Raw genomic sequence first — 25,336 nt, 5'->3', positions numbered from 1 at the left:
CTGCCGCCCTTTTCCTTGTCGGCCTTTTCATTTGACCGGGGCGAGGTAAGCGCGACACTGCGCGACCATGGATAACCTTACCCATTCGCTGGTCGGGGCGCTGCTGGGGCAGGCCGGGCTGAAGCGGCGCACCGGGCTCGCCATGCCTGCGCTGATCATCGGGGCGAACCTGCCCGATATCGACGCGACCTGCGTGATATACGGTACCGAGAGCCTCGCCATGCGACGCGGGCTGACCCACGGCCCGCTGGCGCTGGTGATCCTGCCGGTGGTGCTGGCGGCATTGCTCTACGCGTTCGACCGATGGCAGGCGCGGCGCGGCACACGACCCGAGGGGCGATTGCCGGTGCGGTTCGGCTGGCTGGTCGCGCTATCCTTCCTCGCCTGCCTGACGCACCCGGCGCTCGACTGGCTGAACGTCTACGGGATCAGGCTGCTCGCGCCGTTCAGCCAACGGTGGTTCTACGGCGACACGCTGTTCATCGTCGACTGGGTGCTGTGGCTGGTCATGGGGTTTGCGACATGGCTGTCGTGGCGGCGCGACCGGCACGGTTTGGCAACCTGGCGCAGACCGGCGCGTTACGGCCTGGCTTTCCTTGGCATCTACATCGCCCTCAACGGCATACTGACGGGCATGGCCGAGCGGGTAGGGGCGGGGTTGGCCCCGGAACCCACCGTTCTCATCGCCAGCCCGGCGCCCGGTCAGCCGTGGAAGCGGGACATAATCTTCGCCGACAGCACGCTGCGCTGGTATCAGGTCGGCTGGACGCCGCTGGGCTTGCAAGGGCAGCCGCTGATGATGGAGCCCAATCAGTGCCCGGTCGAGGTGGCCGATCTGCCGCGCTCTTCGGCAATCGACGCATTCCTGTTCTGGTCCCGCGCGCCGCTGTTCGCGCGTGGCGACGATGGCGCGGTGACGCTCTACGACGCGCGCTTCTACGATCCGCGGACGCGCGGGCGCTTCGCCGTCAACCTGCCCGGACTACAGTGCGAGCGCCCGCCGGCGCCATGAGCGGGATCAGAGCGGCGGCGGCAAAGGCCCAGCCTGCGCCGCCGAGCCAGCCGGCGAAGACGTCGCCCGGATAGTGCACCCCCAGCCACACCCGGCTCATGCCGATGGCGGCACCCAGCGCCAGTGCGCAGAGGAGCAGTGCGATCCGAAAAGGGCGACGGGCGATCAGGGGCGCAAACGCCAGCGCGATCGCGAGCCAGACGAGGGTCCCGTTGAACGCATGTCCGCTGGGAAAGCTGAACCCGCTCGCGTGCATCATGTGCGGCACGAAGTCCGGCCGGGGCCGCGCGACCACCACTTTGAGCAAGGTTCCAACCGCCCATCCGGTCAATACCGTGACCGCCAGCCACGCCGCCAGCCGCCATTGCCGCAGCGCCACGAGGAACCCCGCCGCGATGAGCGCGAACAGCATGCGCAGCGGCACACCGCCCAGCGCGGTGACATCGCGCACCGCCTCCGCTCCGCGCGTTGCCGCCCGATGCGGCACGAGCAGCGCATGCTCGATACCGGTGGTATAGCCTGCCGCGATGGCGATCGCGGTCGCGATGAAGCCCGCCCAGCACAGCAAGGCTCCCATGGCGGCGCGGCGCGGATCGATCCGTTCGTAGATTGCGGGAAGGGGCACAGGTCGGGAACCAGCGCACACGCCGTCTCGTTCCGCGCCCGATGGCCGATCCCCAGATAGTATGGTTCCGGCGCGATTTGCGCCTGTCCGACCAGCCCGCCCTTGCCGCCGCTGCCGAGGCGGGGCCGATCCTGCCCGTTTTCGTCCTCGACGACGATCGACCCGGCGATCGGAAATATGGCGGGGCGCATCGCTGGTGGCTGCACCACTCCCTCGAAAGCCTGGGCAAGGGGTTCGGTCGCCATAATGGCTCGGTCGTCCTGCGGCAGGGGGACAGCGTTTCCGTCCTAGCGAGCCTCGCCGACCAGATCGGGGGGGGGGCGGTCCATGCCAACCGCCATTACGAGCCCTGGTGGCGCGAGGCGGAGGAGGAGTTGCGGGACGCCTTGCCGGAAGGGTGCGAACTGGTGCTGCACGATGGCAATTACCTGTTCCCGCCCGGCACCGCCACGACCGGATCAGGCGATCCCTACAAGATTTACACCCCCTTCATGCAGGCGCTGCGCGAGCATTTTCCTCCACGCGACGAGATTCCGGCTCCCAAGCACTTCGCCTTCGCCGATGCGCCGGAAAGCGACGACCTGTCGGACTGGGACCTCCTGCCGACCAAGCCCGACTGGGCGGGCGGGATGCGCGATTTCTGGAAGATCGGCGAGGACGCCACGCGTGAGCGGCTGGACTGGTGGGCGGATCACGTCGCCGATTACGAGGACGACCGGAACCTGCCCTCGATCGATGGCTCCTCCCGGCTGTCTCCGCACCTCCACTGGGGCGAAATCTCGCCGGTGCAGGTTTGGCATCGCCTGAGCGGACGACGCGGGCAGGGGTGGGAAACTTACGAGAACGAGCTGATCTGGCGCGATTATGCTCAGAACGTGCTCTATCAGTTCCCCCGCTATCCCGAGGAAAGCTATCGCGATTACGACAGCTCGCTGTGGCGCAATCCCAATCGCGGGCATCTGATCCAAGAGGAACTGGAGGCCTGGCAGCAGGGGCGCACCGGCTACCCGATCGTCGATGCCGGCATGCGGCAGTTGTGGCAGACCGGGTGGATGCACAACCGGGTGCGGATGATCGCGGCGAGCTTCCTCATCAAACATCTGCTGATCGACTGGCGGCACGGCGATCGCTGGTTCTGGGATACGCTGGTGGACGGCGACTACGCCAGCAACGGCGTCAACTGGCAATGGGTCGCGGGCACCGGGGTCGATTCGAACATGTTCGTGCGGATCATGGCTCCACTCGGCCAGAGCGAAAAATTCGACGCGGGCGACTACATCCGCGAATATGTGCCCGAGCTGGCCGATCTAGACGACGACCAGATCCACGATCCCGACGACGAGCACCGTCCCGACGATTATCCGGAGAAGCTGATCGGTCACAAGGAGGCTCGCGAGCGGGCGCTGTCCGCCTATCGCGAGATGAAGGGCGACTGACACCCTTGCCGCACCGCCCGCCAGGAGTATGAGCGGGGCTATGGCGACGAAGGGGCACATGCGCGGAAGCAGCCTGCTGCACGGGGCACGACGGTTCGAGATCAAGCCGGGCTGCCTGGCGCGCATCTTCGCGCCCGGTTTTCACAAGGTGCTCGACCGGATCGACGCCGGACTGGCGACGGGCTCCATCACCGGGCGGCTGCCGGACGGCAGCGTGCGCGTGCTTGGCGGTCGCAGGCCGGGCTTCGACGCGGACGTCACGGTCAACAGCTGGCGCGCGCTGGTCCGGCTCGCCACCACCGGCTCGGTCGGCTGGTATCAGGCATGGGAAGCGGGTGAGTGGGAAAGTCCCGATCCGGTGCCGCTGTTCGCGCTGTTCATGGCCAATGCGCAGACGCTGGGCGATGCCGGGCGGGCCAAGCATTTCTGGCGCAAGGCGCTGCGTGCGGCCCATGCCATCAACCGCAATACGAAGAGCGGCTCGGCCCGCAATATCGAGGCGCATTACGATCTCGGAAACGATTTCTACAGCGCGTGGCTGGGGCCGACGATGGCCTATTCCAGCGCGCTCTTCTCTGACGGGGCGCGAACGCTCGAGGCGGCGCAGGCGGCGAAGATGGCGGCGATCCTCGACCGCCTCGCTCTCGCGCCGGGCAAGCGGCTACTGGAAATCGGGTGCGGCTGGGGGACGCTGGCGCAAGAGGCGCACCTGCGCGGAGCAGGCGTCGAAGCGATCAGCCTGTCGGACGAGCAACTGGCCTGGGCGCGCGAACAACAGGACGATGCGATCGAGTTCCTCCACCGCGATTACCGCGACGTGGACGGGAAATACGACGCGATCGCCAGCGTCGAAATGGTCGAGGCGCTGGGGCGCGAATACTGGCCGACCTTCCTAGACTGCGTCGCCCGCAACTTGAAGCCGGGCGGCCGCGCGGCGATCCAGTATATTTCCATGCAGGAGGCGCTGTTCGAAGGTTACGCCGACAGCGCCGACTTCATTCAGGCCTACATCTTCCCCGGCGGGCTGCTGATCCGCACGAGCGAATTCCGCGCGCTGGCGGAGGAGCGCGGCCTCGTCTGGACCGATCAGACCGATTTCGGGCAGGACTATGCCCAAACGCTGCGCCTGTGGCGCGAAAGGTTCGATAGTGCGGTGAGCGAAGGGCGCCTGCCGGCCGAGTTCGACGAGCGCTTCAGGCGCCTGTGGCGATATTACCTGATGTATTGCGAAGGCGGATTCCGGGGTGGCGGGATCGACGTGCACCAGGTCACGCTGGTGAAGGGAGAGGGATGATGAAGAGACTGTTCGTTTCGCTGGGCGCGCTGGCGCTGGCTTCGTGTGCCACCATGCCGATGGCGCAGGGCCCCGCGACGCAGATGTCGCAGCCGAAATTTCCCGATGCGGCGGATTCGCGCGAGGTGCTGTTCTGGAACGACGAGACGCGCTCGGCCCGCTTCCGCGCGATGGAGGATTACTTCGCCGGGATCGAGGTGGCGCACGCCGACGAAGTACGCGAACTGCCCAAGGGCGAGCCGCTCGGCGCTGCGACGCGGTCGAAGGTCGACGGCTATCTCGAAGCGATGAACGCCGCCGGGATCATGGTGCTGCAGGACGGCAAGGTGCGGTACGAAGCGTACCGGCTCGGTTTCGGACCGGAGGGGCGCTGGACCAGTTTCTCGGTCGCCAAGAGCTTCACCTCTACGCTGCTGGGCGCGGCGGTGAAGGACGGCGCGATTGCCAGCCTAGACGATCCGGTGACCAAATACGTACCCGCGCTGTCGGGCACCGCCTATGACGGCGTAACGGTGAAGCAGGTCGCCACCATGACCTCCGGCGTAGCGTGGAACGAGGACTATACCGACCCCGACAGCGACGTGGCGAAGTTCCTGAACATCGCGCCGGTGCCCGGCGAATCGCAGGTGGTTACCTACGCCCGCACGCTCAAGCGCGAGTCCCCGGCGGGCGAGAAGTGGGTCTACAAGACGCTGGAAACGGGCCTGCTCGGCCTGCTCGTGGAGAATGCCACGGGCGAGAAGCTGGCCGAATACGCCAAGCACAAGATCGTCGATCCGGCTGGCTTCGCGGGCGACATGTTCTGGATGACCGACCTGTCGGGCGGCAATATCGGCGGCTGCTGTGTCTCGCTAAGCCTGTCGGATTATGCCCGCATGGGGCAGTTCGTGCTGGAGGGTGGGCAGCCCTCGGTGCCGCAGGGCTGGTTCGACGAGGCGGGATCGGCGCAGGTCGAATTCGGCGGCGGCTACGGATACGGCTATCAATGGTGGACCTTCCCCGGCGGCAATTACGGCGCGCAGGGGATATTCGGGCAATACATCACCATCGTGCCGGATCGGAACCTGGTGGTGGCGGTCGTCTCCAACTACCCGACCGCGACGGGTGAGGGCCTGACCAAGGCGCGGCGCGAGTTGTGGCAGACCCTGATCGACGCGACGAAGGACTAAGCTGCAGATACGCTCGTCTTGAGCTTGTTGAAGGATCGCACTTTATCTTTTGCGTTGCGCCTTAAGTAAGGACGGCCCTTCGACAGGCTCAGGGCGAGCGGGATTATGTCGGTTGGCTAACCCACCCGCTCGCGGTGGGCGGTCTTGAAGTCTTCCTGCACCAGCGCGACGATCCGCTTCGCAACGTCTTCCGGCGGCTTGACCGTGTGCGGGTCTTCGCCAGGGAAGGCCCTGGCGCGCATCGCGGTGCGGGTGGCCCCGGGATCGAGGATCGCGACGCGGGTCTTGCTGATCTTCTCCACCTCCTGCGCGTAGCATTCGAGGAGGTTGTCGAACGCCGCCTTGCTCGATCCGTAGGCCGACCAGAAGGCGCGGGACTTCTCGCCGACGCTGCTGGTCAGGCCGACCACGCGCGCGGCATCGGCGCGCTTCAGCATCGGATCGAAATTCGCCAGCAGCGCCTGCGTCGCCAGCACATTGATCGTCAGCGCCTGATTGTACTGCTTCTGGTCGATCTGCGTCACGGGCGTCAGCATGGGCAGATAGGCCGCGCTGATGACGAGGTAGTCGAGCGCGTCCCAGCGCCCGTGGATGGCGGTTGCCAGGCGGGCGATACCGTCGGGCTCAGCGAGGTCGACGGGCGCGATGGTCGAGCTGCCGCCCGCATCGTGGATCGCGTCCTCCGTCGCCTCCAGCGCCTTCACATCGCGCGCCGTCAGGATCACGTGCGCGCCGGCGCGGGCGAACTCTATCGCCGTCGCCGCGCCGATTCCGCGCGATGCGCCGGTGACGAGGGCAAGCTTGCCCTCGAGCGGTTTGTTGTCGGCCATGTCAGGCAACCTTGTGTGTCGGGAATGTCAGCTGGTCGGCGCCGCGATCGCGCCGTTCGAGATCGGTCAGCGAGGTCGGATAGTCGCCGGTGAAGCAGGCATCGCAGAATTGCGGGCAGCCCGCATCGCGGGGCGCACCGCCGACCGCGCGGTAGAGGCCGTCGATCGACACGAAGGCGAGACTGTCGGCGCGGATGAATTCGCGCATCGGCTCGACCTCCATCCGCGCGGCGAGCAGCTTCGATCGCTCGGGCGTATCGACCCCGTAGAAACAGCTATGCGCCGTGGGCGGGCTGGCGACCCGGAAATGGACCTCCGTCGCACCGGCATCGCGCATCATCTCGACGATCTTCATGCTGGTGGTGCCGCGCACGATCGAATCGTCGATCAGCACGATCCGCTTGCCTTCGACCAGGCTGCGATTGGCGTTGTGCTTGCGCTTCACACCCGAATGGCGCGCGCTGTCGCTCGGCTGGATGAAGGTGCGGCCGACATAATGGCTGCGGATGATGCCCAGTTCGAACGGAACACCCGATTGCTGGGCATAGCCGATCGCCGCGGGCACGCCGCTATCGGGCACCGGCACGACCAGATCGACATCGCACGGGTTCTCGATTGCCAGCTGCTCGCCGATCGCCTTGCGCGCGGCATAGACGCTGCGTCCGTCGAATACCGAATCCGGGCGGCTGAAATAGACATGCTCGAAGATGCAGGGGCGCGAGCCGGCATTGCCGAAGGGGCGGTAGGAGGTGACCTTGCCGTCGTGATCGACCTCGATCATCTCGCCGGGCTCCACCTGCCGCTCGAATTCCGCGCCGACCACGTCGAAGGCGACCGTCTCTGACGCGAAGACCACCGCCTTGCCGATGCGGCCCATCTGGAGCGGGCGAATACCGAGCGGATCGCGGCAGGCGATCATCCCGGCCGGCGTCATCACGATCAGCGCATACGCACCCTCGACCAGCCGCAGCGCGTCGACCAGCCGGTCGCGCAGGGTGGGATAGCGACTGGTGGCGACGAGGTGGATGATTACCTCGGTGTCGCTGGTCGACTGGAAGATCGCGCCTTTCTGCACCAGCTCCTGCCGCAGCGTGCCGGCGTTGGAGAAATTGCCGTTATGCGCCACCGCGAACCCGCCGCTGGCGAGATCGGCGTAAAGCGGCTGCACATTGCGCAGGCCCGATCCGCCGGTGGTCGAATAACGCACATGCCCAGCCGCCATTGCGCCCGGCAGCTCGGCAATCGATTCCTGGCTGGAGAAATTCTCGGCCACGTGGCCGAGGCCGCGGCGGGTGACGAACTGCGTGCCGTCGAAGGCGGTGATGCCCGCCGCTTCTTGCCCGCGATGCTGCAGGGCGTGCAGGCCGAAGGCGGTCAGCGCCGCCGCATCGGACGCGTTGACCGCGCCGAAAACGCCGCATTCCTCGTGCAGCGTATCGCCGTCTTCGTCCATCCAGGGGTGGGTGGTGTCCATCAGAAAAGCCCGCGCCGATAGGTGTTTCGCCCCGCGCGCTCCCAATGGCGATGTTGCGGTATGATTACAAGGCCGGTGCGACGGGTGACACACGCAATCCCCGCCCGTCGGCCAATTTCATTGCGCAGACAGGTACGGGTGCCTAATGCGGCGCAAATTTCAGCAATTTCGCGGGCCTGCCATCTCCCTCTTCCTCTCTCCCTTCGAACGCATGATCGCCCGGCGCTATTTGCTGCCGGGGCGGGGCGAGGCGTTCATCGCGCTGGTCGCGAGCATCTCCATCGGCGTCGTCATGCTGTCCGTCGCCATGCTGGTGATCGTGATGAGCGTGATGAACGGATTTCGTGCGGAGCTGATCGACAAGATCGTGGGCATCAACGGCCACGCGATCGTGCAGGCCTATGGCGGGCGGCTCGACAACTGGCAACAGATCCTGAAGGAGGTCGAGGCGACGCCCGGCGTGACCGAGGCGAGCCCGCTGATCGAGCAGCCGCTGATGCTAACCTATAACGGCCGGGTCGAAGGCGTGCTGGTCCGCGGCGAGACTCCGAAGCAGATCGCGCAGCTGAAGGACAAGGTGGTCGGTGGCGATCTGAGCGCGCTGCGGCCCGATGCGGGCACGGTCGCGATCGGCGCGCGCCTGGCCGAGAACATCGGTGCGCGCGTCGGCGATACCATCACGATCGTCAATCCCGCCGGGCGCAGTACGCCGTTCGGGACCGTGCCGCGCCAGGTCGGCTATCAGGTCGCCGCGATCTTCGAAGTCGGGCTCTACGATTACGACAACAGCTTCGTCGTAATGCCGATGCAGGATGCGCAGACGCTGCTGCTGATCGGCGACAAGGTCCAGATGATCGAGGTGAAGACCAACGATGCCGACAATGTCGGCGAGATCATGGCTCCCGTGGCGAAGAAGCTGCAGGGTCAGGCGGTGGTCGCCGACTGGAAGTCGATCAACAGTTCGATCTTCGAAGCGCTTCAGGTCGAACGGGTGGCGATGTTCTTCGCCCTGAGCTTCATGGTGCTGGTCGCCGCGTTCAACATCCTCTCCAGCCTCGTCATGCTGGTCCGGGCGAAAACGCGCGACATCGCGATCATGCGGACCATGGGCGCGACGCGCAAATCGCTGCTGAAGATCTTCGTCACGACCGGCTTCACCGTTGGCGCGATTGGGACGGTTGCCGGCCTGATCTTCGGCTTCGTGGTGCTCTATTTCCGCGAGAGCATCGTGCGGGTGATCGGCTTCGTGACGGGACAGAACCTGTGGGATCCGCAGGTTCGGTTCCTCTCCACGCTACCGTCGCGGACCGATCCATGGGAGATTTTCGGTATCGTGGCGCTCGCGCTGATCCTCAGCTTCCTCGCGACGCTTTATCCCGCCTTCAAGGCGTCGAGCACCGATCCGGTACAGGTGCTGCGCTATGAATGAGGGCGCCACCCACGTCGTCGAATTGCGCGGCCTGACGCGCAGCTTCACCCAGGGCGAAACCACGATCAAGGTGCTGCGCGGCGTGGACCTGGCCGTCCGCCCGGGCGAGATCGTCGCGCTGCTGGGGCCATCCGGTTCGGGCAAGTCGACGCTGCTACAGGCGGTCGGCCTTTTGGAAGGGGGCTTCGGCGGCCAGATCGTGCTGGCGGGCACCGCGGCGGAGAAATCGAACAGCGCCATGCGCACGCAGCTGCGGCGCGAGAATCTGGGCTTCGTGTATCAGTTCCACCACCTGCTGCCCGACTTTAATGCAGCTGAGAATATCGTCCTGCCGCAGCTCGTGGCGGGCAAGCCGCGCGACGAGGCGGAAGTGCGCGCGCGCGAACTGCTGGAGGCGCTGGGGCTGGGTCAGCGGATGGATCATCGACCGAGCCAGCTTTCCGGTGGCGAGCAACAGCGCGTGGCCGTGGCCCGCGCGCTCGCCAACCGCCCGCGGCTGGTGCTGGCGGACGAGCCGACCGGCAATCTGGACGAGGCGACCTCCGACCGTGTGCTGGCGCAATTCCTCGAACTCGTGCGGGGCGAAGGCAGTGCCGCGCTGGTGGCGACGCATAACGAGCGGCTGGCCGCACGAATGGACCGGGTCGTCCGGCTGCACGAAGGGCTTCTCGAATAACATCTCATTCGCGGTGGACCTTGAGGCGCGGTCTCGCGTTTCCGACCACGAAGGAGATTGAAGCATGAGCGACCACCCCAGTACTTTCGACGCCACGCCGGTCAATTCGGACGAAGACGCGTGGGACGATGCGGCGGCGTTGCACGAGGCCGACGACGGCCAGGGCGTACTCGATTCGGCCAAGGCGCTGCGGCGCGGCAGCTTTGCCGACATGATCCGCTACCTCACCCGGCTGCCCGAGGAGGAGCGTGAGAAATACGTCATCCAGAAGGCCGGCGACCGTCAATACACCGCCGACGAGGCGGAGGGTCTCGCGGCACGGCCGGACTTCCCCAAGAGCTGACGAATAATTGCGGCGGGTCGGTGGAATAGCGCCGCCCGCCGCCTTGGCTAATCCGTTCCGCGGTCGCATATTGGGGCCATGTCCTTTGCCCCGTTCGTACCCCTTCGTATCCTGTCGAGCTATTCGATGCTGGAGGGCGCGATCGACCCCAAGGCGATCGCGAAGCTGGCGAAGGAGCGGGGCTTCCCTGCCATCGCCATCTGCGACCGGAACGGGCTTTACGGCAGCTACGCCTTCGCCTCGGCCTGCTTCGAGCAAGGGGTGCAGCCCATCGTGGGCACCCTCCTTGGTGTCGCGCGCCCATCGTCGGAGGCGATCGATCACCTGGCGCTGTTCGCACAGGATGAGGCAGGGTGGCAGAACCTGTGCCATCTCGTCAGCCGTGCCCATCTGGAGCGGCCGCTGGAGTTGGAGCCGCATGTCGCGCTCGATGAACTGGATGGCCGGACCGAGGGCCTGATCGCGCTCACCGGGGCGAGCGAAGGCGCAATGACCTGCCTGTTCGCGGAGGGGCAGGGCAGTCATGCCCTGTCCTATGGCGAGCGGCTGGAGGCGCTGTTCCCCGGTCGGCTGTATGTCGAGCTGTCGCGGCGCGGAAACGCAGTGGAAGACGCCGCCGAAGCGGCACTGGTCGACTGGGCCTACGACCGCGATCTGCCGCTGGTCGCGACCAATCCGGCCAATTTCGCCGATCCGCATTTCCACAAGGCGCACGACGCGATGCTGTGCATCTCGCATTCTCGCAAACTGTGGGAAGAGGACCGTCCGCGCTCCGCGCAGGAAAGCTTCGTCAAATCGGCGACGATGATGGAAGAAGCGTTCGACGACCTGCCCGAGGCGGTCGCGAACACGCTCGTCATCGCGCAACGCTGCGCCTACGCGCCGCCCGAGCGCGCCCCCATCCTCCCCAGCCTCGCCGGTGATATCGAAGGCGAGAAGGCGATGCTGGAGAGCGAAGCGAGGCGCGGCCTCGCCAAGCGGTTGGAGCCCTATGAGGAGCTCACCGAGGACGAGCGCAAGACCTATTACGACCGGCTCGATTACGAGATCGGCATCATCAACCGGATGGGGTTCCCGGGCTATTTCCTGATCGTCGCCGACTTCATCCAGTGGGCGAAGGATCAGGGAATTCCCGTCGGACCGGGCCGTGGCTCCGGCGCGGGCAGCCTCGTCGCCTGGGCGCTCACCATTACCGACCTGGACCCGATCCGGCTCGGTCTGCTGTTCGAACGCTTCCTCAACCCGGAACGCGTGTCGATGCCCGACTTCGACATCGACTTCTGCGAAACGCGGCGCGGCGAGGTGATCCGCTACGTCCAGAAGAAATACGGCCACGACCACGTCGCGCAGATCATCACCTTCGGCAAGCTGAAGGCACGTGCCGTGCTGCGCGATTGCGGGCGCATTCTCGACCTCGGCTACAACCGCGTCGATCGGCTGTGCAAGATGGTGCCCAACCATCCGACCGACCCGTGGAGCCTGCCACGCGCGCTGAACGGTGCCGCTGAGTTCAAGCGCGAATACGACAACGACAATGATGTGAAGCAGCTCGTCGATCTGGCGATGCAGCTGGAGGGGCTGCCGCGCAACTCCTCCACCCACGCGGCGGGCGTGGTGATCGGCGACCGGCCGCTGGCACAGCTGGTGCCGCTGTACCGCGATCCACGCTCCGACATGCCGGTGACGCAGTTCGACATGAAATATGTCGAGGGCGCCGGGCTGGTGAAGTTCGACTTCCTCGGGCTGAAGACGCTGTCCGTGCTGCAGCGGGCGGTCGATCTCCTTGCCAAGCGCGGGATCGCGGTCGATCTGGCGGGCCTCGCCTGGGACGATCCGGCGGTTTTCCAGCTCCTGAAGCAAGGCAACACGGTGGGCGTGTTCCAGCTGGAATCGGAAGGGATGCGCCGTACGCTGACGGCGGTGAAGCCGACCAAGTTCGAGGACATCATCGCCCTCGTGTCGCTCTATCGCCCGGGCCCGATGGACAACATCCCGCTGTTCGGGAAGCGTAAGGCGGGCGAGGTCGAGATCGAGTATCCGCACCCCAAGCTGGCGGGTATCCTGGAAGAGACCTACGGCATCTTCGTCTATCAGGAACAGGTGATGCAGGCGGCGCAGATCCTGGCGGGCTATTCGCTGGGTGATGCCGACCTGCTGCGCCGCGCGATGGGCAAGAAGAAGCAGTCCGAGATGGATGCGCAGCGCCAGCGCTTCATCGCCGGCTGCGCCGAGCATTCGCAGATCGACGCGAAGCGCGCGAACGAGCTGTTCGACTTGATCGACAAGTTCGCCGGCTATGGCTTCAACAAGTCGCACGCCGCCGCCTACGCGCTGCTCGCCTATCAGACAGCGTGGCTGAAGGCGCATTATCCGGAAGAATTCTACGCCGCCTCCATGTGCTTCGACATGCACCAGTCGGAAAAGCTGGCGGTGTTCGTCGACGATGCGCGGCGGTATCCGGGTAGGGAAGGCGGCGTCGCGGTCGAGCAGCCCGACATCAACCGTTCGGAGGCGGACTTCACCGTGGAGCGCACGGACGAGGGCTACGCCGTGCGCTATGCGCTGGCTGGTATCCGCAATGTCGGCGGCAAGGCGATGAAGGCGCTGTGCGAGGAGCGCGAGGCGCATGGCTGGTTCGAAAGCCTCGACGACCTGTTCGCGCGCATCCCGCAAGGCTGCATGAATTCTCGCCAGCTCGAAGCCCTGATCGCGGCGGGCGCGCTCGACCGGCTGGAGCCGAGCCGGGGGCGGCTGGCCGCCAATATCGACCTGCTGCTCGCCACCGCAGATGCCGCCCAGCGCGAGCGATCGAGCGGGCAGGAGGGGCTGTTCGGTGGCGACGACGGCCCCGGCAATACGCTGCGTCTGAAGGAGGCCGACGACTGGTCGCGCGCCGACAAGATGGCGAAGGAGCGCGAGAATTTCGGCTTCTATTTCTCCAGCCACCCGGTCGAGGCCTATCGCGACATCGCCAGCGCCAATGGCGCGCGGCCCTACGCATCGCTGATGGCGGCAGGTGCGCCAATGGGCGGCCGCTCCCGCGCGGTCATGGCGGCGATGGTGGAGAAGGTGAACAAGGGGCGCACGCGGCGCGGCGCGGATTTCGTGCGCGCCGATTTCTCCGACAGTTCGGGCCAGTTCAGCGCGGCGTGTTTCGAGGAGGCGCTGGTCGCGAATTTCGAGAAATGGGCCGAAGACGGCACCTGCGTCCTGCTGACGGTCGAGCTCGATTCCCCGTCGCCCGACGAGCCCCCGCGCGTGACGGTGCGCGGCGCGCGACCGCTGGCGGCGGTGGCGGGCAGCCAGCGCATGCTGCTGACGCTGGAAGTCGCGCACGAGGCCGCGATCGCGGAACTGGCCCTCGCTCTCCAGCCCGGCCCGCCGGGATATGGCGAGGTGGTCGCGAAGCTCGCTCTGCCTGCCGGTGAGCAGGCGATGATGCGGCTGGGATACGATTTCCGCCTCGACGGCGCGCTCGCCGAAACGCTGGGCGGGATCGAGGGGATCGCCAATGTCGCGCTGATCCCGAAAACTGGGCCGAAGCTTTTCCGCGCCGCCTGATTGCGATACCGGTTGCCCGGGAAAACGGGAAAGCGGGAGAGAATCGGATGGCAGGCCTGGGTGCGATGCAGGACTGGAAGATGCGGATCACGCATGTGATCGATCATGCCGCCCGCGAACATGCCACGCGCGAGATCGTGACCCACTGGGCCGATGGCAGCGAGACGCGCACCAACTGGGGCGAGATCCACCGAGACGCGCGCCGGATGGCGCAGGCGCTGGAAGCATTGGGGATCGAGCCCGGCGATCGCGTCGCGAGCATGGCGATGAACCATTCGCGCCACCTCGTCAGCTGGTTCGGTGTCGCCGGGATGGGCGGGGTGCTGCACACCGTAAACCCGCGCCTGTTCGAAGATCAGCTCGAATATATCGTCAACCACGCCGAGGACCGCGTGCTGTTCTACGACGCGGCGTTTCAGCCGATCGTGGACCTCATGCGCGACCGCTGGAGCACGGTCGAACACTATATCTGCTACGATCCCGCGCCGGGCTCCGACCTTCTGGCCTTCGAGGACTGGATCGGCGCGCAGGACGGCGATTACGCCTGGGTGGATGGCGAGGAGCGCGATCCGTGCATGCTGTGCTACACCAGCGGCACGACGGGCCACCCAAAGGGCGTGCTGTACGAGCATCGCTCGACCATGTTCCACGCCTGGTCCGGTCTCCAGCCGAGCGCGCACGATTTCGATCCCAGCACGGTGATGCTGCCGGTGGTGCCCATGTTCCACGCCGCGAGCTGGGGCCTGCCCTATGGTGGCGCGATGGCGGGGGTGAAGTTCGTGTTCTCCGCCGTCAACGAACCGCAGGTGCTGTGCGACCTGATGGACCGGGAGGGCGTCACCACCAGCGCCGGCGTGCCGACCGTGTGGCTCGCCATGTTCCAGCATTGCGATGCCACCGGCCGCGATCTGCCGAAGCTCGACAGCGCGACCATCGGCGGATCGGCCGCGCCGCAGTTCATGATCGAGCGGCTGATGAAGGCCGGGATCAAGGTCCAGCACGCCTGGGGCATGACCGAGACGAGCCCGATCGGGACGGTGGGCTCGCCCACCGCCGACTGGGCACGGATGTCGTTCGAGGAGAAGGTCGCGAAGTCGCGCATGCAGGGCCGCCCGATCTTCGGCATCGAACTGCGCACGGTCGATCTCGACGACCGGACGAAGGAGCTGCCGCGCGACGGGGAGAGCTCGGGCGCGCTGCAGGTGCGCGGTCCATGGGTCATCAAACGGTACTTCAAGGCGGAGGAGGACGCGGTCGATGCCGAAGGCTGGTTCGACACCGGCGATGTCGGCATCCTGCATCCCGACGGCACGCTGCAACTGACCGACCGGACCAAGGACGTGATCAAGTCGGGCGGCGAGTGGATCAGCTCGGTCGAGCTGGAGAACGCCGCTTGCGGCCATCCTGCGGTGGCCGAAGCCGCGGCGATCGGCGTGCACCACCCCCAGTGGGACGAGCGCCCGGTGCTGTTCGTCGTTCGCAAGGAGGGGCAGGATGTCGGCGCGCAGGAGGTGGTGAACTTCCTGTCCGACAAGGTCGCGAAGTGGTGGCTGCCCGATGCGGTCGAGTTCGTCGACGACATTCCGCACACGGCGACCGGCAAGATCAGCAAGAAGGACCTGCGCGATCGCTTCGCCGACTACCGGCTCGCGGACTAATCCCCCCCCCGGAACGGGGAGGATCGAGGAGAGACCAATGACCGAACGCTACATCAACCCCGGAGAAGCCAACTTCGCCGCGTTCAAGGATCTGCCCCGCGACCGGCCGATCCATATGCTCAACCTGGTGCAGTACCGCGACGAGGCGGCCTATCCCGAGGGTCATGAGAATGCGGGCAAGGGCTGGTCCGGCGCGCGGGCCTACAAGGAGTACGGCAGGACCAGCGGCCCGATCTTCGCCCGCGTCGGCGGCAAGATCGTGTGGCGCGGCGCGTTCGAGGCGGTGCTGACCGGACCGGAGGCAATGCACTGGCACGACGGCTTCATCGCCGCCTATCCCAGCGCCGATGCCTTCTTCGAGATGATCAAGGACGCCGAATACCAGAAAGCCGTCGTCAACCGCACCGCCGCGCTCGCCGACAGTCGCCTCGTGCGCTTCGATCCAGGGGAGAAAGGGGCGGGGTTCTGAGTGTGCCGGGCGGCGCGAAGTCCTACAGGATGGAACACTTGGAACAGTGTCCTGAGGCCGGAAATACCTTCCCCTTGCTCTTGCCCTTGCTGCGGCACAAATTTGCCATGTCGAAGATGCTCGATATGCCTTGCGTGACGAGCCAACAGTAACCGCAAGTTTTTATCCGGTGGATAGTGGGGACTATTGGCCGGCCCATGTCGCTCTGGCCATCAATTTCGGTGAGACCGGTCGAACTTACTGGTGGCTTCCCGCGAGTGGCGGAAGCAACAATTTGCAATACATCGTCTCGACGACAGATGTCACTCTGCCCGAATGGCATCCGCCATCCCCGGATGGGGGTGAAAGGCCACTGGGAGAGATTGAATATATCGGGACCGATGCCGATTATAACATCATCGACGATATCCCCACGATGGGCGGCATTGCACCGGCGCATATGTTGCTCACCTCGCTCGGGGACCGGACATGGCACTGGAGCACCACGCAGCGCGATAGCGCGCCCAAGCAATTTTTCGATCTGATCGGGTGCGCGTCCGACAACTGAGACACTCGTTCTCAGTCGAGCGAAATTTCCTGCGCCGCGCTCGCCGACAGTCGCCTGGTGCGCTTCGATCCGGGGGAGACGGGAGCGCATTTTTGAGTACGTCGGGCGAGCTAAGGTCTAGATGTTACCTTCTCCGCAACACTTGGATGTCTAGGATTATCTCGCTTCTGCAAACTTGCACGATAGGGGATGCCAGCATGAACAAGCATCAAACGATCCTTCCGATCCTATCCGCGACGCTTGTCTTGGCGATTAGCGCGGTTCCCGCAAATGGCGTTGCACAAACCGCGCCGGCTGCGCCCCCGGGGGAACAGGTTTGCCTAGCCATTGGTGTTTCTCATGGGACCATATTTGTAGACGACGGCGGCCAGCGGATTAGCTTGCATTGGTAGGCGGACCTTCGAGCGGCCCATGCTCGTCAGGGCCTTCCGGTATTGAAAGCCTGCTTGTCTCCTACAGCGAAAAGCCTGATGCCGGATCCGATGTTGTTTTGTCCGAAGACTGTCCCTCGTTCGAGGCCCAAATCGACGCGTTGTGGTCAAAGAAGGCTATCCATTTGCGCCTGGATGATCTTCCATCGGAGGTCGAAATTGGCCCGTTTGCGGTCAGCGACACAGACGATCTTTTCGATTTGGATTCCAGTAGCGGACGCCGAGGCGCTGATAGGTGGATACGCGAGACACTGGGCGCAGTTAGATCATGCTGGAATACCGTGAGAGCCGATACAAGCTATTCGGTCGTTGACGACTTATATCAAAGGCTATCGATCAAATTGCCGACGGCGACAGCGTCCGATGCCTTATGAAGATACTCTTTAGCTCATAACAACCGCAACTGCCCACCCACATCGGGTGCCCTGAACTGCGAGCAATCCAGCTCGAACTTGCCCTTCTCCATCCCCGCGCGTTTGCAGGCGAGGCGGAAACGGGCGCGGAAGAGGTCGGCCCAGACGCCGGTGGGGCGCAAGCGGCTGAAGAAGGCGGGGTCGTTGTCGCGGCCGTTTCGGATGGAGCGAACGATGCTCATCACCTTGTCGCCGCGTTCGGGGAAATGGACCGAGAGCCATTCGCGGAATAGCAGGGCGACCTCGTGCGGCAGGCGCAGCGGGATCCAGCCCGCGCTACGCACGCCCAGTTCGGCAGCGCGGGCGACGATCCCTTCCATGAACTCGTCGGTGATCGCGGGAATGACGGGCGCGATCGAGCAATGCGCGGGGATGCCTGCCTGAACGAGTTTTCCCAATGCGGCCATGCGCTTGGCGGGTGAAGCTGCGCGCGGTTCGAGTTTGCCGGATAGCGCCGGGTCGAGGCTGGTGACCGAGATCGCTACCGCGACGAGGTCCATCCGCGCCATCTCCGCAAGAAGGTCGAGATCGTCCAGCACCCGGTCGGATTTGGTGGTGATGGTGACCGGGTGGCGCGCGTCCAGGCACACCTCCAGCACGGCACGCGTGATGCGATAGCGCCGCTCGATCGGCTGGTAGGGGTCGGTGTTGGTCCCCATCGCGATCGGGGCGGGGCGGTAGGCGGACTTCGCCAGCGTCTCGCGCAGCAGCCGCGCCGCGTCCGGCTTCGCAAACAGCCTGGTCTCGAAATCGAGGCCGGGCGAGAGGTCGTGATACGCATGCGTGGGCCGCGCGAAGCAATAGACGCAGCCATGCTCGCACCCGCGATAGGCGTTGACCGAGCGGTCGAAGAAGATGTCGGGCGACTGGTTGAAGCTGAGGATCGACTTGGGCCGTTCCTCGGTCACCTGCGTACGCAGCTTGACCGGAAGACCATCGAGGGCCTCCATATGGTCGCGCCAGTCGCCGTCCGCCTCGCGCGTGGCGAGGCCGAAGCGCGTCGGCACCGCGTCCGATTGCGCCCCGCGGCCGTGCACGACAGGTTCGCGACTCCGTTCCATGAGTTGGAACATATAGAGAACATAAAAAGGGCGCTAGCGAAATTACACTTCGCGCAGCCGGGGCATCAATTCGACGAAGTTGCAGGGCCGGTTGCGGCTGTCGAGCTGTTCGGCGAGGATGCCGTCCCAACCGTCCTTCACCGCGCCGTTCGAGCCGGGAAGGGCGAAGATATAGGTGCTGTCCGCCACCACCGCGCAGGCGCGGCTCTGCACCGTGCTGGTCCCGATCGCCTTGAAGCTGAGCCAGCGAAACAGCTCGCCGAAGCCGGGAATATCGCGGGTGGCGACGCGCGACAGGGCCTCTGGCGTCACGTCGCGGCCGGTCAGGCCGGTGCCCCCGGTGCTGACCACGGCGTCGACCTCCCGGTCGGCGATCCAGGTGCGCAACTGCTGTTCGATCAGGTCGGCATCGTCGCGCACGATCGTCCGCGCGGCGAGGGTATGGCCGTGGTCGGTGAGACGCTGCACCAGGATATCGCCGGAGGTATCGTCGGCTTCGGTGCGGGTGTCCGACACCGTCAGCACGGCGATCCGGACGGGCTTGAACTCTTTTGCTTCGTCGATCGCCATCAGTCGGCGCGGCTGAGCCGGACCGGTCCGCCGCCCGAGGAGACATCCGGGAAGGTCGGCCACATCCCCTGCGCCAGGGCCTCGCGGCTGGGGGAGGGGGCGGCGGCCTGCCGCTCGTACATCCAGTAATTGCGCATCACGATCGCGACGTAACCGCGCGTTTCCCAATAGGGGATGCTTTCCATGTAGAGCAGCGGATCGTCCTCGTCGTTGACCTCGCTGTTCCAGCGGCCGACCGGGACCAGCCCGGCATTGTAGGCGGCCATCACCTTCGGCAGCAGCCCGCCGGTCGCGCCGCTATTTTTGAGCGTTTCGAGATGGCGCTGCCCGAAGGCGAGATTGACTTCCGGGCGATTGAGATCGCTCGGCCGCCCGGTGTAACCCAGCGCGCCCGAATGATCTTGCGCCGCGGCGGGCATGATCTGCATCAGGCCGCGCGCACCCTTCGGGCTGACCACGGCGGCGCGGAAATTCGATTCCTGCAGCGAATGGGCGAAGGCGAGAGCGGGATCGACCTTCCAGCCGTCGACCGGCTGCCATTTGGGCGCGGGATAGCGCAGCGAGGGGTCGGCATGGCCGCCGCGCGGCACGTTGTGCGCCATCCACAGCTGGGTGGAAGGCAGGCCAAGCTCGCGCGCGAGCCGGCATAGCGCGTCGAACTGGTCCGGATCGCCGATGCGGGCCTGGTGGCGCAGCACCTCGTCCGCGAGTTCGTCGCGCCCGATTTCGGACAGGGCGACGGCGACGCGCACATTGTCGACATCGCGCAGCCGCCGCCAGTCATTGGCGTCCAGATCTGCGGTCGCACCGGCTCCGGGCAGGGTCTCGCCCAATTGCTCGCGCGCCAGCATGCCATAGAGCGTTTCGTCCATCCGCGCGGCCCCGCGCAGTTCCTCCGCCGCTGCCTCTGGCTTGCGGCACCGCACCAGCGCGCGCGAAGCCCAGTAGTAGCCCGCCGCCGAAAGTTCCGGGTTGGCGGCCTGGCGCGCCGCGTCGCGGAACCCCTGCGCCGCCGGTTCGCAATGGCCCATCCGCCATGCGGCGAGCCCGGCGACCCAGGCCCCTTCGGCGACCCACGGGCCGCTGCCCTCGGCAACCGTCTGCGCCATGGCGAAGGCGGCGGGGTCCTGGTTCTCGATGTAATAGCTCCACGCGACGCGCTGGCGCCATTCGGCCCGCGCGGCGGAGCTGAGCGTCGCGTTGATCCCGTCGAGGAGGAGCCGCGCGCCGTCCGGATCGTCGCTTACGATACGCTCGGTAATGGCGCTTGCGATGTCGGCGGGCATCGTCCCGTCCCGAATGCCGTCGGGCAGGATGCGCTTGGAGATGTAGGGCTGGCTGGTGAAGCTGTTCTGGCGCGGCAGATAGGGCGCGCTCATCAGCCCGCGCTTCATGCCAAGATTGGTGATCTGCTCGGCCTGCGGCAGGCTGTCTCCCTTCGCCAGCCACGCCTGGATCGCGGGCAGTTCGATCCGCGGGGAATTGGCGTCGAGATAGTATTCGGCCATCGCGACCTGCGTCAGCGGGCCGTCCGGCTTCTGCGCCAGCATCGTGTCGACCTTGACCCAGTCCTGACCATCGATCGCGCGGAACAGGTCGGCGTAGAACGCCCGCTCGTCGGAAGAGAGGAGCTGCGGTACGTTGCTCGACGTGGCGCGAGCGCGGAAATAATCGACCGCGCTGCTGTTCGCCATCGCGGGCGCGGGGAGCGCGCCCAGAGCGGCTATTCCGATCAGTGCGGCTGCGAAGCCCTTGCGTTTGGGTGCCATGATTTACCTATCCGTCCAAGCGAGCCAGTTGCGCCAGAACCGGGTTCGCGCCGCCTTGCGCTGTAGCAGGGTCGCGAAGTCGCCGGCCGGCAACAGGTCTATCCCTCCCTCGTCATGGTTAAAAATCCGTGTATTGTCAGCCTGCTGCGCTGGCTCGTGTGGAATGTGGGACAGGATGTTGCGACCGAAGCAAATAATGCGCTTCGGGCCGACCATATCGATGTGGTGCGCCAGCAATTTCGCGTATCCGGCGCGACCGATTTCCTCCCAATCGGGATGAAGCGTATGGCGGGGGAGGAGCGCCGCGAGGTACGCTGCGTCCGCGCCCACCGCCATGGCGCGCAGGATCGCATCGAGGAAGGCGCCCTTCGGCCCGGAAAGGAGCCGATCGTTGTCGCTCTCCTCCGGCTGTTCGACCACGACCATCAGTTCCGCGCCCGCGGCTCCGCGCGGCGCAACGCGCGGATAGGCCCCGCCGCGATCGATCGAGCGATCCTCCAGCCACCAGGTCCGAAACGATTCGAGATCGGTCGGCCAGTTCGCCGGATCGCCGCCCGCCTGCACGACCGGATCGGTTGCGATGCGAGAAATCGCCTCGCGACCCTGAGGCGGGGGAGCGGGTTTGGGAACCTTGGGTGCCGCGCGCGGCTTGGTATCGGGAGAAGCGTCATCGGCAGCGCCGCCGGTTTCCGCGTCGAGCCATGCCGTAACGGCATCGCCCGTATCGATCGCGACCCCGGCATCGCGCCACCAGGCGAGCGCCGCCGCGATCTGCTCCCGAGCGGAAAGGGGTGGGGCTTCATCCGTCACGCAGGGCGGGTCTTGACCTGTCGCAAGGCACCAATCAAGGCATTTGCCGTATATTCCAAGCATTCCAATGGGGAAGGATTAGAGCGCATGAGCGAACGGGAATCGATGCCGTGCGACGTCGTGATTGTCGGGGGCGGGGTCGCCGGCCTCTCCGCCGCGATCAGGCTGAAGCAGATAAACGAAGAGCTGGAAGTCGTCGTGCTGGAGAAAGGCTCCGAGATCGGGGCGCATATTCTCTCCGGTGCGGTGGTCGATCCCAAGGCGCTCGACGAGCTGCTGCCCGACTGGCGCGACATGGACTGCCCGATGGCGGAAACACCGGTGACAGACAACTGGCACTGGCTGATGACGAAGGGTGGGAAGACGTCGATCCCGCACCTCGCGATGCCGCCGTTCATGTCCAACAAAGGGTGCTACACCGGCTCGCTGGGCAATCTCGCCCGCTGGCTGGGCGAGCAGGCCGAGGGACTGGGCGTAATGGTCTTCCCCGGTTTCCCCGCATCCGAAGTGCTGTTCGACGATAGCGGCGCGGTGGCCGGCGTCATCACGCAGGACATGGGCGTGGCGGCGGATGGCAGCCACAAGCCCGATTACCAGCCGGGCATGGAAATCCACGCGAAATACACCCTCTTCGCAGAGGGCGCGCGCGGGAACCTGACCAAGAAGATGAAGGCCAAGTTCGACCTGGAGGCGGATTGCCAGCCGCAGGTCTACGGCCTCGGCATCAAGGAATTGTGGGACATCCCGGCGGACAAGCATGTGCCGGGCCGCGTGATCCACACGCAAGGCTGGCCGCTGGCCGAAAGCGATACCTGGGGCGGGGGCTTCCTCTACCACCAGGCAAACGGGCAGGTTGCGCTCGGCTTCGTGACGGCGCTCGACTACAAGAACCCCTACGTCTCGCCGTTCCAGGAATTCCAGCGCTGGAAACAGCATCCGGCGATCCGCGAATATCTGGAGGGCGGCACCCGCGTCGCCTATGGCGCGCGCGCAATCAACGAAGGGGGCTGGCAAAGCGTACCCAGGCTCGCCTTCCCGGGCGGCGCGCTGATCGGCTGCGCGGCGGGCTTCGTCAACGTGCCCCGGATCAAGGGCAGCCACACCGCGATGAAGAGCGGCATGCTCGCCGCCGAGAGCGCGGCGGCGGCTATCGCCGCGGGCCACGAGAAGACCGAGCTGGCCGATTACGACACCAACCTGCGCGACAGCTGGATCGCGAAGGAACTGAAGCAGGTGAAGAACGCGCAGCCGCTGGTCGCCAAGTTCGGCGGCGATGTCGGCACGATCCTGGCGGGCGTCGATATGTGGATGCGCCAGCTGAAGATCGGCCTGCCGCTCTCGATGAAGCATCACCGCGATTACGAGGAATTGCAGCGCGCCGACCTGCACCAGCCGATCGCCTATCCCAAGCCAGATGGCGAGATCAGCTTCGACCGGCTGACCAGCGTCGCCTACAGCTTCACCAACCATGCCGAAGACCAGCGCAACCATTTGCTGGTGGAGGACATGGAGCTGCAGAAGCGCAGCGAGCTCGGCGTCTATGCCGGTCCCTCGACCCGCTACTGCCCCGCGGGCGTCTACGAATGGGTCGAGAACGAGGATACGGGCGAGCCGAAATTCGTCATCAACTCGCAGAATTGCGTCCACTGCAAGACTTGCGACATCAAGGACCCTAACCAGAACATCGAATGGACAACGCCCGAAGGCGGCGGCGGGCCGAACTATCCGAATATGTGATGGGGAGCGATAAGGCGTCCACTCCGGGCGCACCGTTGGGGTGCGTGCTGATCCTGGTGGTCGTCAATCTTCTGTCCATGGGCGCAATTGCTACGTCTTTCTCGCAGGGGCCATACTCCAGCCTACAACAAGAAATCTGGTACCGGTACGTGGCGCTAGGCTTCTTCATACTCGGTGCCGTCCTACCGACCGTCACACTGCTCCTTTTTAGGCGGCGCCAAGAATGGTTTGGAACTTTAGTGATCTGGATGCTCTCGGCTTTGCTATTTTTCGGAATTTACCTCTTTAATTCAGGTGGAGGGATTTGAGTTGGCGTGGCTCCCTTCTTCCTTTCTCCCCTTAAGGGAGAGATACGAGACTTGGGTCTGCGTATGCAAGCCCTAGTCGCAGTTGAGAGGGGGCATGGGCCGAAGCGGGCGCTTCGGTCCCCTCACTCAACCCTCTCCCGCGAGGGGAGAGGGCTCTGATGCGCGAAACCGCTTACGCCAAGATCAACCTTGCGCTGCATGTCCGCGCGCGGCGGGACGATGGGTATCACGAGCTCGAGACGTTGTTCGCCTTCGTCGATGTGGGTGACACGCTGACCGCTCGCCCGGCCGAAGCCGACCGGGTCGAGACCGTTGGCGAGTTTGCGGGTACGCTAAGCGATCCGTTCGACAATCTGGTTGCGCGCGCGCTGAATGCACTGCCCCGGCAGGACAGTCTTACGACCACGCTGGAGAAGAACCTCCCCGTCGCGGCGGGGTTGGGCGGGGGCTCGGCCGATGCGGGGGCGGTGTTTAGGATCGTACGCGAACTGCACGGCCTGCCCGACGACTGGCGGGAACGCGCCGCGAAGCTGGGGGCCGATGTGCCTGCCTGCGTCGAGAGCGTCGCCTGCATCGGGCGCGGTACGGGCACCGAGTTGGAGCCGATCGACAACGACCTGGCGGGCACGCATGTATTGCTGGCCAATCCCCGCACGCCGCTCTCCACCGGCCCGGTGTTCGCGCATTGGGACGGGCGTGATCGCGGTGCGATGCCCCGCGGAACCGTGCGCGAGATCGCGCTGGCCGGGCGCAACGATCTGGAAGGCCCGGCAATCGCGCTATGCCCGCCGATCGCGGGTGTGCTTGCTGCCCTGGCCGAAACCGAGCCCATGCTCGCGCGCATGTCGGGCTCCGGCGCGACCTGCTTCGCTTTGTATTCGAGCGCCGAATCCCTACATGAAGCCGCAGAAATGCTGGCCCGGGACCATGCGGGCTGGTGGCAGATGCGAGGACGATTGCGATGATGATTGACGACAAGCCCTATCGCCAGGTCGGTGAGCCGGTGCCGGGGAAGATCGTCTGCGTCGCGGATCATGCATCGAATTACGTTCCCGAGGACATTCCGCTCGGCATTCCCGACCGGCTGCTCGACACGCATATCGCGGTGGATATCGGCGTGAACGGCATGGCCGAACGGCTGGCTCGTCGGCACGCCATCCCGGCGCATATCGCCACTGTCAGCCGCCTGGTGGTCGACCTTCACCGGACAGAGGACGATCCGGCGGCGATCCCGATGACCAGCGACGGGCACACCATTCCCGGCAATATCGGTGCCGACCGCGAGATGCGGCTGAACCGTTTCCACCGCCCGTATCACGAGGCGCTGGCCAAGTGGCTCGATGCCGCGCGGCCCGAGCTGATCGTGGCGCTCCATACCTTCACGCCCGACCTTGAGAGCAAGGAGGAAGAGCGGCCGTGGGAAGTGGGCCTGCTCTACAATCGGGACGATTCCGCCGCCCGCCACGCGATTCGGCTTTTCGGGGAGGAGGGCCTGACCGTGGGCGACAACCAGCCCTATTCAGGCAAGCAGCTGAATGCGACGATGGACCGCCATGCGGAGGCGCACGGGCGGCGCTATCTCACGATCGAGATCCGGCAGGACCTGGTTCAGACCGAGGCCGATCAGTCGCGCTGGGCCGCGCTGGTCGCCGATATCGCCAACCGCACCGCACTTGCGCTGAAGGGCGGGTAAAGAAAACCCGTTTCGACAGCG

21 protein-coding genes and 1 pseudogene are annotated in these 25,336 nt (G+C 65.6%); 15 read left to right on the top strand and 7 right to left on the bottom strand.

Going from position 1 to position 25,336, the window contains the following annotated elements:
* Positions 1-67 precede the first annotated feature (67 nt).
* A complete protein-coding gene (locus tag F7D01_RS00555; RefSeq protein WP_215228352.1) occupies positions 68-1,012 on the top strand; it encodes a metal-dependent hydrolase in 945 nt (314 codons plus the stop codon).
* Here the strand turns inward: F7D01_RS00555 and F7D01_RS00550 are convergent.
* On the bottom strand, positions 969-1,637 hold the full coding sequence (locus F7D01_RS00550) for a phosphatase PAP2 family protein (RefSeq protein WP_251566955.1): 669 nt from the start codon (positions 1,635-1,637) through the stop codon (positions 969-971). The two genes, F7D01_RS00555 and F7D01_RS00550, sit on opposite strands and share 44 nt — an antisense overlap.
* 41 nt (positions 1,638-1,678) lie before the next feature.
* Here F7D01_RS00550 and F7D01_RS00545 point away from each other — a divergent pair, with 41 nt between their 5' ends.
* From F7D01_RS00545 to F7D01_RS00535, 3 genes are read left to right on the top strand one after another with little or no spacing between them, the layout of a single operon-like run.
* Positions 1,679-3,073 carry a deoxyribodipyrimidine photo-lyase gene (locus F7D01_RS00545; protein WP_215228351.1) on the top strand — a complete coding sequence of 465 codons (1,395 nt, stop codon included), beginning with the start codon at positions 1,679-1,681 and terminating at the stop codon, positions 3,071-3,073.
* Positions 3,074-3,101: 28 nt separating this feature from the next.
* Positions 3,102-4,367, top strand: coding sequence for a cyclopropane-fatty-acyl-phospholipid synthase family protein (locus F7D01_RS00540; protein WP_251566953.1), 1,266 nt, complete (start codon positions 3,102-3,104; stop codon positions 4,365-4,367).
* Positions 4,364-5,536: a serine hydrolase domain-containing protein gene (locus F7D01_RS00535; RefSeq protein ID WP_371819620.1), complete on the top strand. Its 1,173-nt coding sequence runs from the start codon at positions 4,364-4,366 to the stop codon at positions 5,534-5,536. Before F7D01_RS00540 ends, F7D01_RS00535 begins: the two co-directional genes overlap by 4 nt.
* A 116-nt stretch (positions 5,537-5,652) precedes the next feature.
* Here F7D01_RS00535 and F7D01_RS00530 read toward each other — a convergent pair whose 3' ends face one another.
* Entirely contained in the window at positions 5,653-6,366 is a 714-nt protein-coding gene (locus tag F7D01_RS00530; protein ID WP_215228350.1) for an SDR family NAD(P)-dependent oxidoreductase, read from the bottom strand.
* Between the two features lies 1 nt (position 6,367).
* Positions 6,368-7,840 (bottom strand): amidophosphoribosyltransferase, encoded by a 1,473-nt coding sequence (gene purF, locus F7D01_RS00525; RefSeq protein WP_215228349.1) that lies wholly within the window; start codon positions 7,838-7,840, stop codon positions 6,368-6,370.
* A 145-nt stretch (positions 7,841-7,985) separates the two neighbouring features.
* On the opposite strand from purF, the gene F7D01_RS00520 reads away from it, so the two are divergent.
* The 7 genes from F7D01_RS00520 to F7D01_RS00490 all read left to right on the top strand — a co-directional run bounded on the left by F7D01_RS00520 (position 7,986) and on the right by F7D01_RS00490 (position 16,523).
* Complete coding sequence (locus tag F7D01_RS00520; protein WP_215228348.1) at positions 7,986-9,269, top strand: lipoprotein-releasing ABC transporter permease subunit; 1,284 nt, start codon at positions 7,986-7,988, stop codon at positions 9,267-9,269.
* Positions 9,262-9,945 carry an ABC transporter ATP-binding protein gene (locus F7D01_RS00515; protein WP_215228347.1) on the top strand — a complete coding sequence of 228 codons (684 nt, stop codon included), beginning with the start codon at positions 9,262-9,264 and terminating at the stop codon, positions 9,943-9,945. The genes F7D01_RS00520 and F7D01_RS00515 overlap by 8 nt, the downstream gene beginning before the upstream one ends.
* 64 nt (positions 9,946-10,009) lie before the next feature.
* Positions 10,010-10,288 carry a hypothetical protein gene (locus F7D01_RS00510; protein WP_215228346.1) on the top strand — a complete coding sequence of 93 codons (279 nt, stop codon included), beginning with the start codon at positions 10,010-10,012 and terminating at the stop codon, positions 10,286-10,288.
* A gap of 78 nt (positions 10,289-10,366) precedes the next feature.
* Positions 10,367-13,849 carry a DNA polymerase III subunit alpha gene (gene dnaE / locus F7D01_RS00505; RefSeq protein ID WP_215228345.1) on the top strand — a complete coding sequence of 1,161 codons (3,483 nt, stop codon included), beginning with the start codon at positions 10,367-10,369 and terminating at the stop codon, positions 13,847-13,849.
* A gap of 47 nt (positions 13,850-13,896) precedes the next feature.
* On the top strand, positions 13,897-15,507 hold the full coding sequence (locus tag F7D01_RS00500; RefSeq protein ID WP_215228344.1) for a long-chain fatty acid--CoA ligase: 1,611 nt from the start codon (positions 13,897-13,899) through the stop codon (positions 15,505-15,507).
* A 37-nt stretch (positions 15,508-15,544) separates the two neighbouring features.
* On the top strand, positions 15,545-15,976 hold the full coding sequence (locus F7D01_RS00495) for a DUF1330 domain-containing protein (protein ID WP_215228343.1): 432 nt from the start codon (positions 15,545-15,547) through the stop codon (positions 15,974-15,976).
* Between the two features lie 130 nt (positions 15,977-16,106).
* A complete protein-coding gene (locus tag F7D01_RS00490; RefSeq protein ID WP_215228342.1) occupies positions 16,107-16,523 on the top strand; it encodes a hypothetical protein in 417 nt (138 codons plus the stop codon).
* A gap of 819 nt (positions 16,524-17,342) precedes the next feature.
* Here the strand turns inward: F7D01_RS00490 and F7D01_RS00485 are convergent.
* From F7D01_RS00485 to F7D01_RS00470, 4 genes are read right to left on the bottom strand one after another with little or no spacing between them, the layout of a single operon-like run.
* Positions 17,343-18,428: a PA0069 family radical SAM protein gene (locus tag F7D01_RS00485; protein WP_215228341.1), complete on the bottom strand. Its 1,086-nt coding sequence runs from the start codon at positions 18,426-18,428 to the stop codon at positions 17,343-17,345.
* A gap of 42 nt (positions 18,429-18,470) precedes the next feature.
* Entirely contained in the window at positions 18,471-18,998 is a 528-nt protein-coding gene (gene moaB / locus F7D01_RS00480; protein WP_215228340.1) for a molybdenum cofactor biosynthesis protein B, read from the bottom strand.
* A complete protein-coding gene (locus F7D01_RS00475) occupies positions 18,998-20,767 on the bottom strand; it encodes a lytic transglycosylase domain-containing protein (RefSeq protein WP_215228339.1) in 1,770 nt (589 codons plus the stop codon). The genes moaB and F7D01_RS00475 overlap by 1 nt, the downstream gene beginning before the upstream one ends.
* A gap of 3 nt (positions 20,768-20,770) precedes the next feature.
* Entirely contained in the window at positions 20,771-21,577 is an 807-nt protein-coding gene (locus tag F7D01_RS00470; RefSeq protein WP_215228338.1) for a uracil-DNA glycosylase family protein, read from the bottom strand.
* A gap of 87 nt (positions 21,578-21,664) precedes the next feature.
* Here F7D01_RS00470 and F7D01_RS15435 point away from each other — a divergent pair.
* The 4 genes and pseudogenes from F7D01_RS15435 to F7D01_RS00455 form a co-directional block, all read left to right on the top strand.
* Positions 21,665-21,769 (top strand): annotated as a pseudogene (locus tag F7D01_RS15435) (FAD-binding protein); the annotation flags it as partial.
* A gap of 102 nt (positions 21,770-21,871) precedes the next feature.
* On the top strand, positions 21,872-23,314 hold the full coding sequence (locus F7D01_RS00465) for an electron transfer flavoprotein-ubiquinone oxidoreductase (protein WP_371819729.1): 1,443 nt from the start codon (positions 21,872-21,874) through the stop codon (positions 23,312-23,314).
* 466 nt (positions 23,315-23,780) lie between these two features.
* The gene (locus F7D01_RS00460; protein ID WP_215228336.1) at positions 23,781-24,587 is read left to right on the top strand and encodes a 4-(cytidine 5'-diphospho)-2-C-methyl-D-erythritol kinase; all 807 of its coding nucleotides are present in this window, start codon (positions 23,781-23,783) and stop codon (positions 24,585-24,587) included.
* A complete protein-coding gene (locus F7D01_RS00455) occupies positions 24,584-25,315 on the top strand; it encodes an N-formylglutamate amidohydrolase (protein WP_371819619.1) in 732 nt (243 codons plus the stop codon). Before F7D01_RS00460 ends, F7D01_RS00455 begins: the two co-directional genes overlap by 4 nt.
* Positions 25,316-25,336 lie beyond the last annotated feature (21 nt).

It is taken from the genome of Erythrobacter sp. 3-20A1M (assembly GCF_018636735.1).
Lineage (GTDB): Bacteria > Pseudomonadota > Alphaproteobacteria > Sphingomonadales > Sphingomonadaceae > Alteriqipengyuania.
The sequence above is the reverse complement of the archived record's forward strand: the minus strand, read 5'-3'. Positions and strand labels throughout refer to the sequence as shown.

Coding starts and splice junctions, on each gene's coding strand:
- F7D01_RS00540 (WP_251566953.1), top strand. CDS start 3,102: ATGAGCGGGGCTATGGCGACGAAGGGGCACATGCGCGGAAGCAGCCTG.
- F7D01_RS00515 (WP_215228347.1), top strand. CDS start 9,262: ATGAATGAGGGCGCCACCCACGTCGTCGAATTGCGCGGCCTGACGCGC.
- F7D01_RS00495 (WP_215228343.1), top strand. CDS start 15,545: ATGACCGAACGCTACATCAACCCCGGAGAAGCCAACTTCGCCGCGTTC.
- F7D01_RS00555 (WP_215228352.1), top strand. CDS start 68: ATGGATAACCTTACCCATTCGCTGGTCGGGGCGCTGCTGGGGCAGGCC.
- F7D01_RS00510 (WP_215228346.1), top strand. CDS start 10,010: ATGAGCGACCACCCCAGTACTTTCGACGCCACGCCGGTCAATTCGGAC.
- dnaE (WP_215228345.1), top strand. CDS start 10,367: ATGTCCTTTGCCCCGTTCGTACCCCTTCGTATCCTGTCGAGCTATTCG.
- moaB (WP_215228340.1), bottom strand. CDS start 18,998: ATGGCGATCGACGAAGCAAAAGAGTTCAAGCCCGTCCGGATCGCCGTG.
- purF (WP_215228349.1), bottom strand. CDS start 7,840: ATGGACACCACCCACCCCTGGATGGACGAAGACGGCGATACGCTGCAC.
- F7D01_RS00535 (WP_371819620.1), top strand. CDS start 4,364: ATGATGAAGAGACTGTTCGTTTCGCTGGGCGCGCTGGCGCTGGCTTCG.
- F7D01_RS00500 (WP_215228344.1), top strand. CDS start 13,897: ATGGCAGGCCTGGGTGCGATGCAGGACTGGAAGATGCGGATCACGCAT.
- F7D01_RS00465 (WP_371819729.1), top strand. CDS start 21,872: ATGGACTGCCCGATGGCGGAAACACCGGTGACAGACAACTGGCACTGG.
- F7D01_RS00520 (WP_215228348.1), top strand. CDS start 7,986: ATGCGGCGCAAATTTCAGCAATTTCGCGGGCCTGCCATCTCCCTCTTC.
- F7D01_RS00530 (WP_215228350.1), bottom strand. CDS start 6,366: ATGGCCGACAACAAACCGCTCGAGGGCAAGCTTGCCCTCGTCACCGGC.
- F7D01_RS00475 (WP_215228339.1), bottom strand. CDS start 20,767: ATGGCACCCAAACGCAAGGGCTTCGCAGCCGCACTGATCGGAATAGCC.
- F7D01_RS00485 (WP_215228341.1), bottom strand. CDS start 18,428: ATGGAACGGAGTCGCGAACCTGTCGTGCACGGCCGCGGGGCGCAATCG.
- F7D01_RS00455 (WP_371819619.1), top strand. CDS start 24,584: ATGATGATTGACGACAAGCCCTATCGCCAGGTCGGTGAGCCGGTGCCG.
- F7D01_RS00460 (WP_215228336.1), top strand. CDS start 23,781: ATGCGCGAAACCGCTTACGCCAAGATCAACCTTGCGCTGCATGTCCGC.
- F7D01_RS00545 (WP_215228351.1), top strand. CDS start 1,679: ATGGCCGATCCCCAGATAGTATGGTTCCGGCGCGATTTGCGCCTGTCC.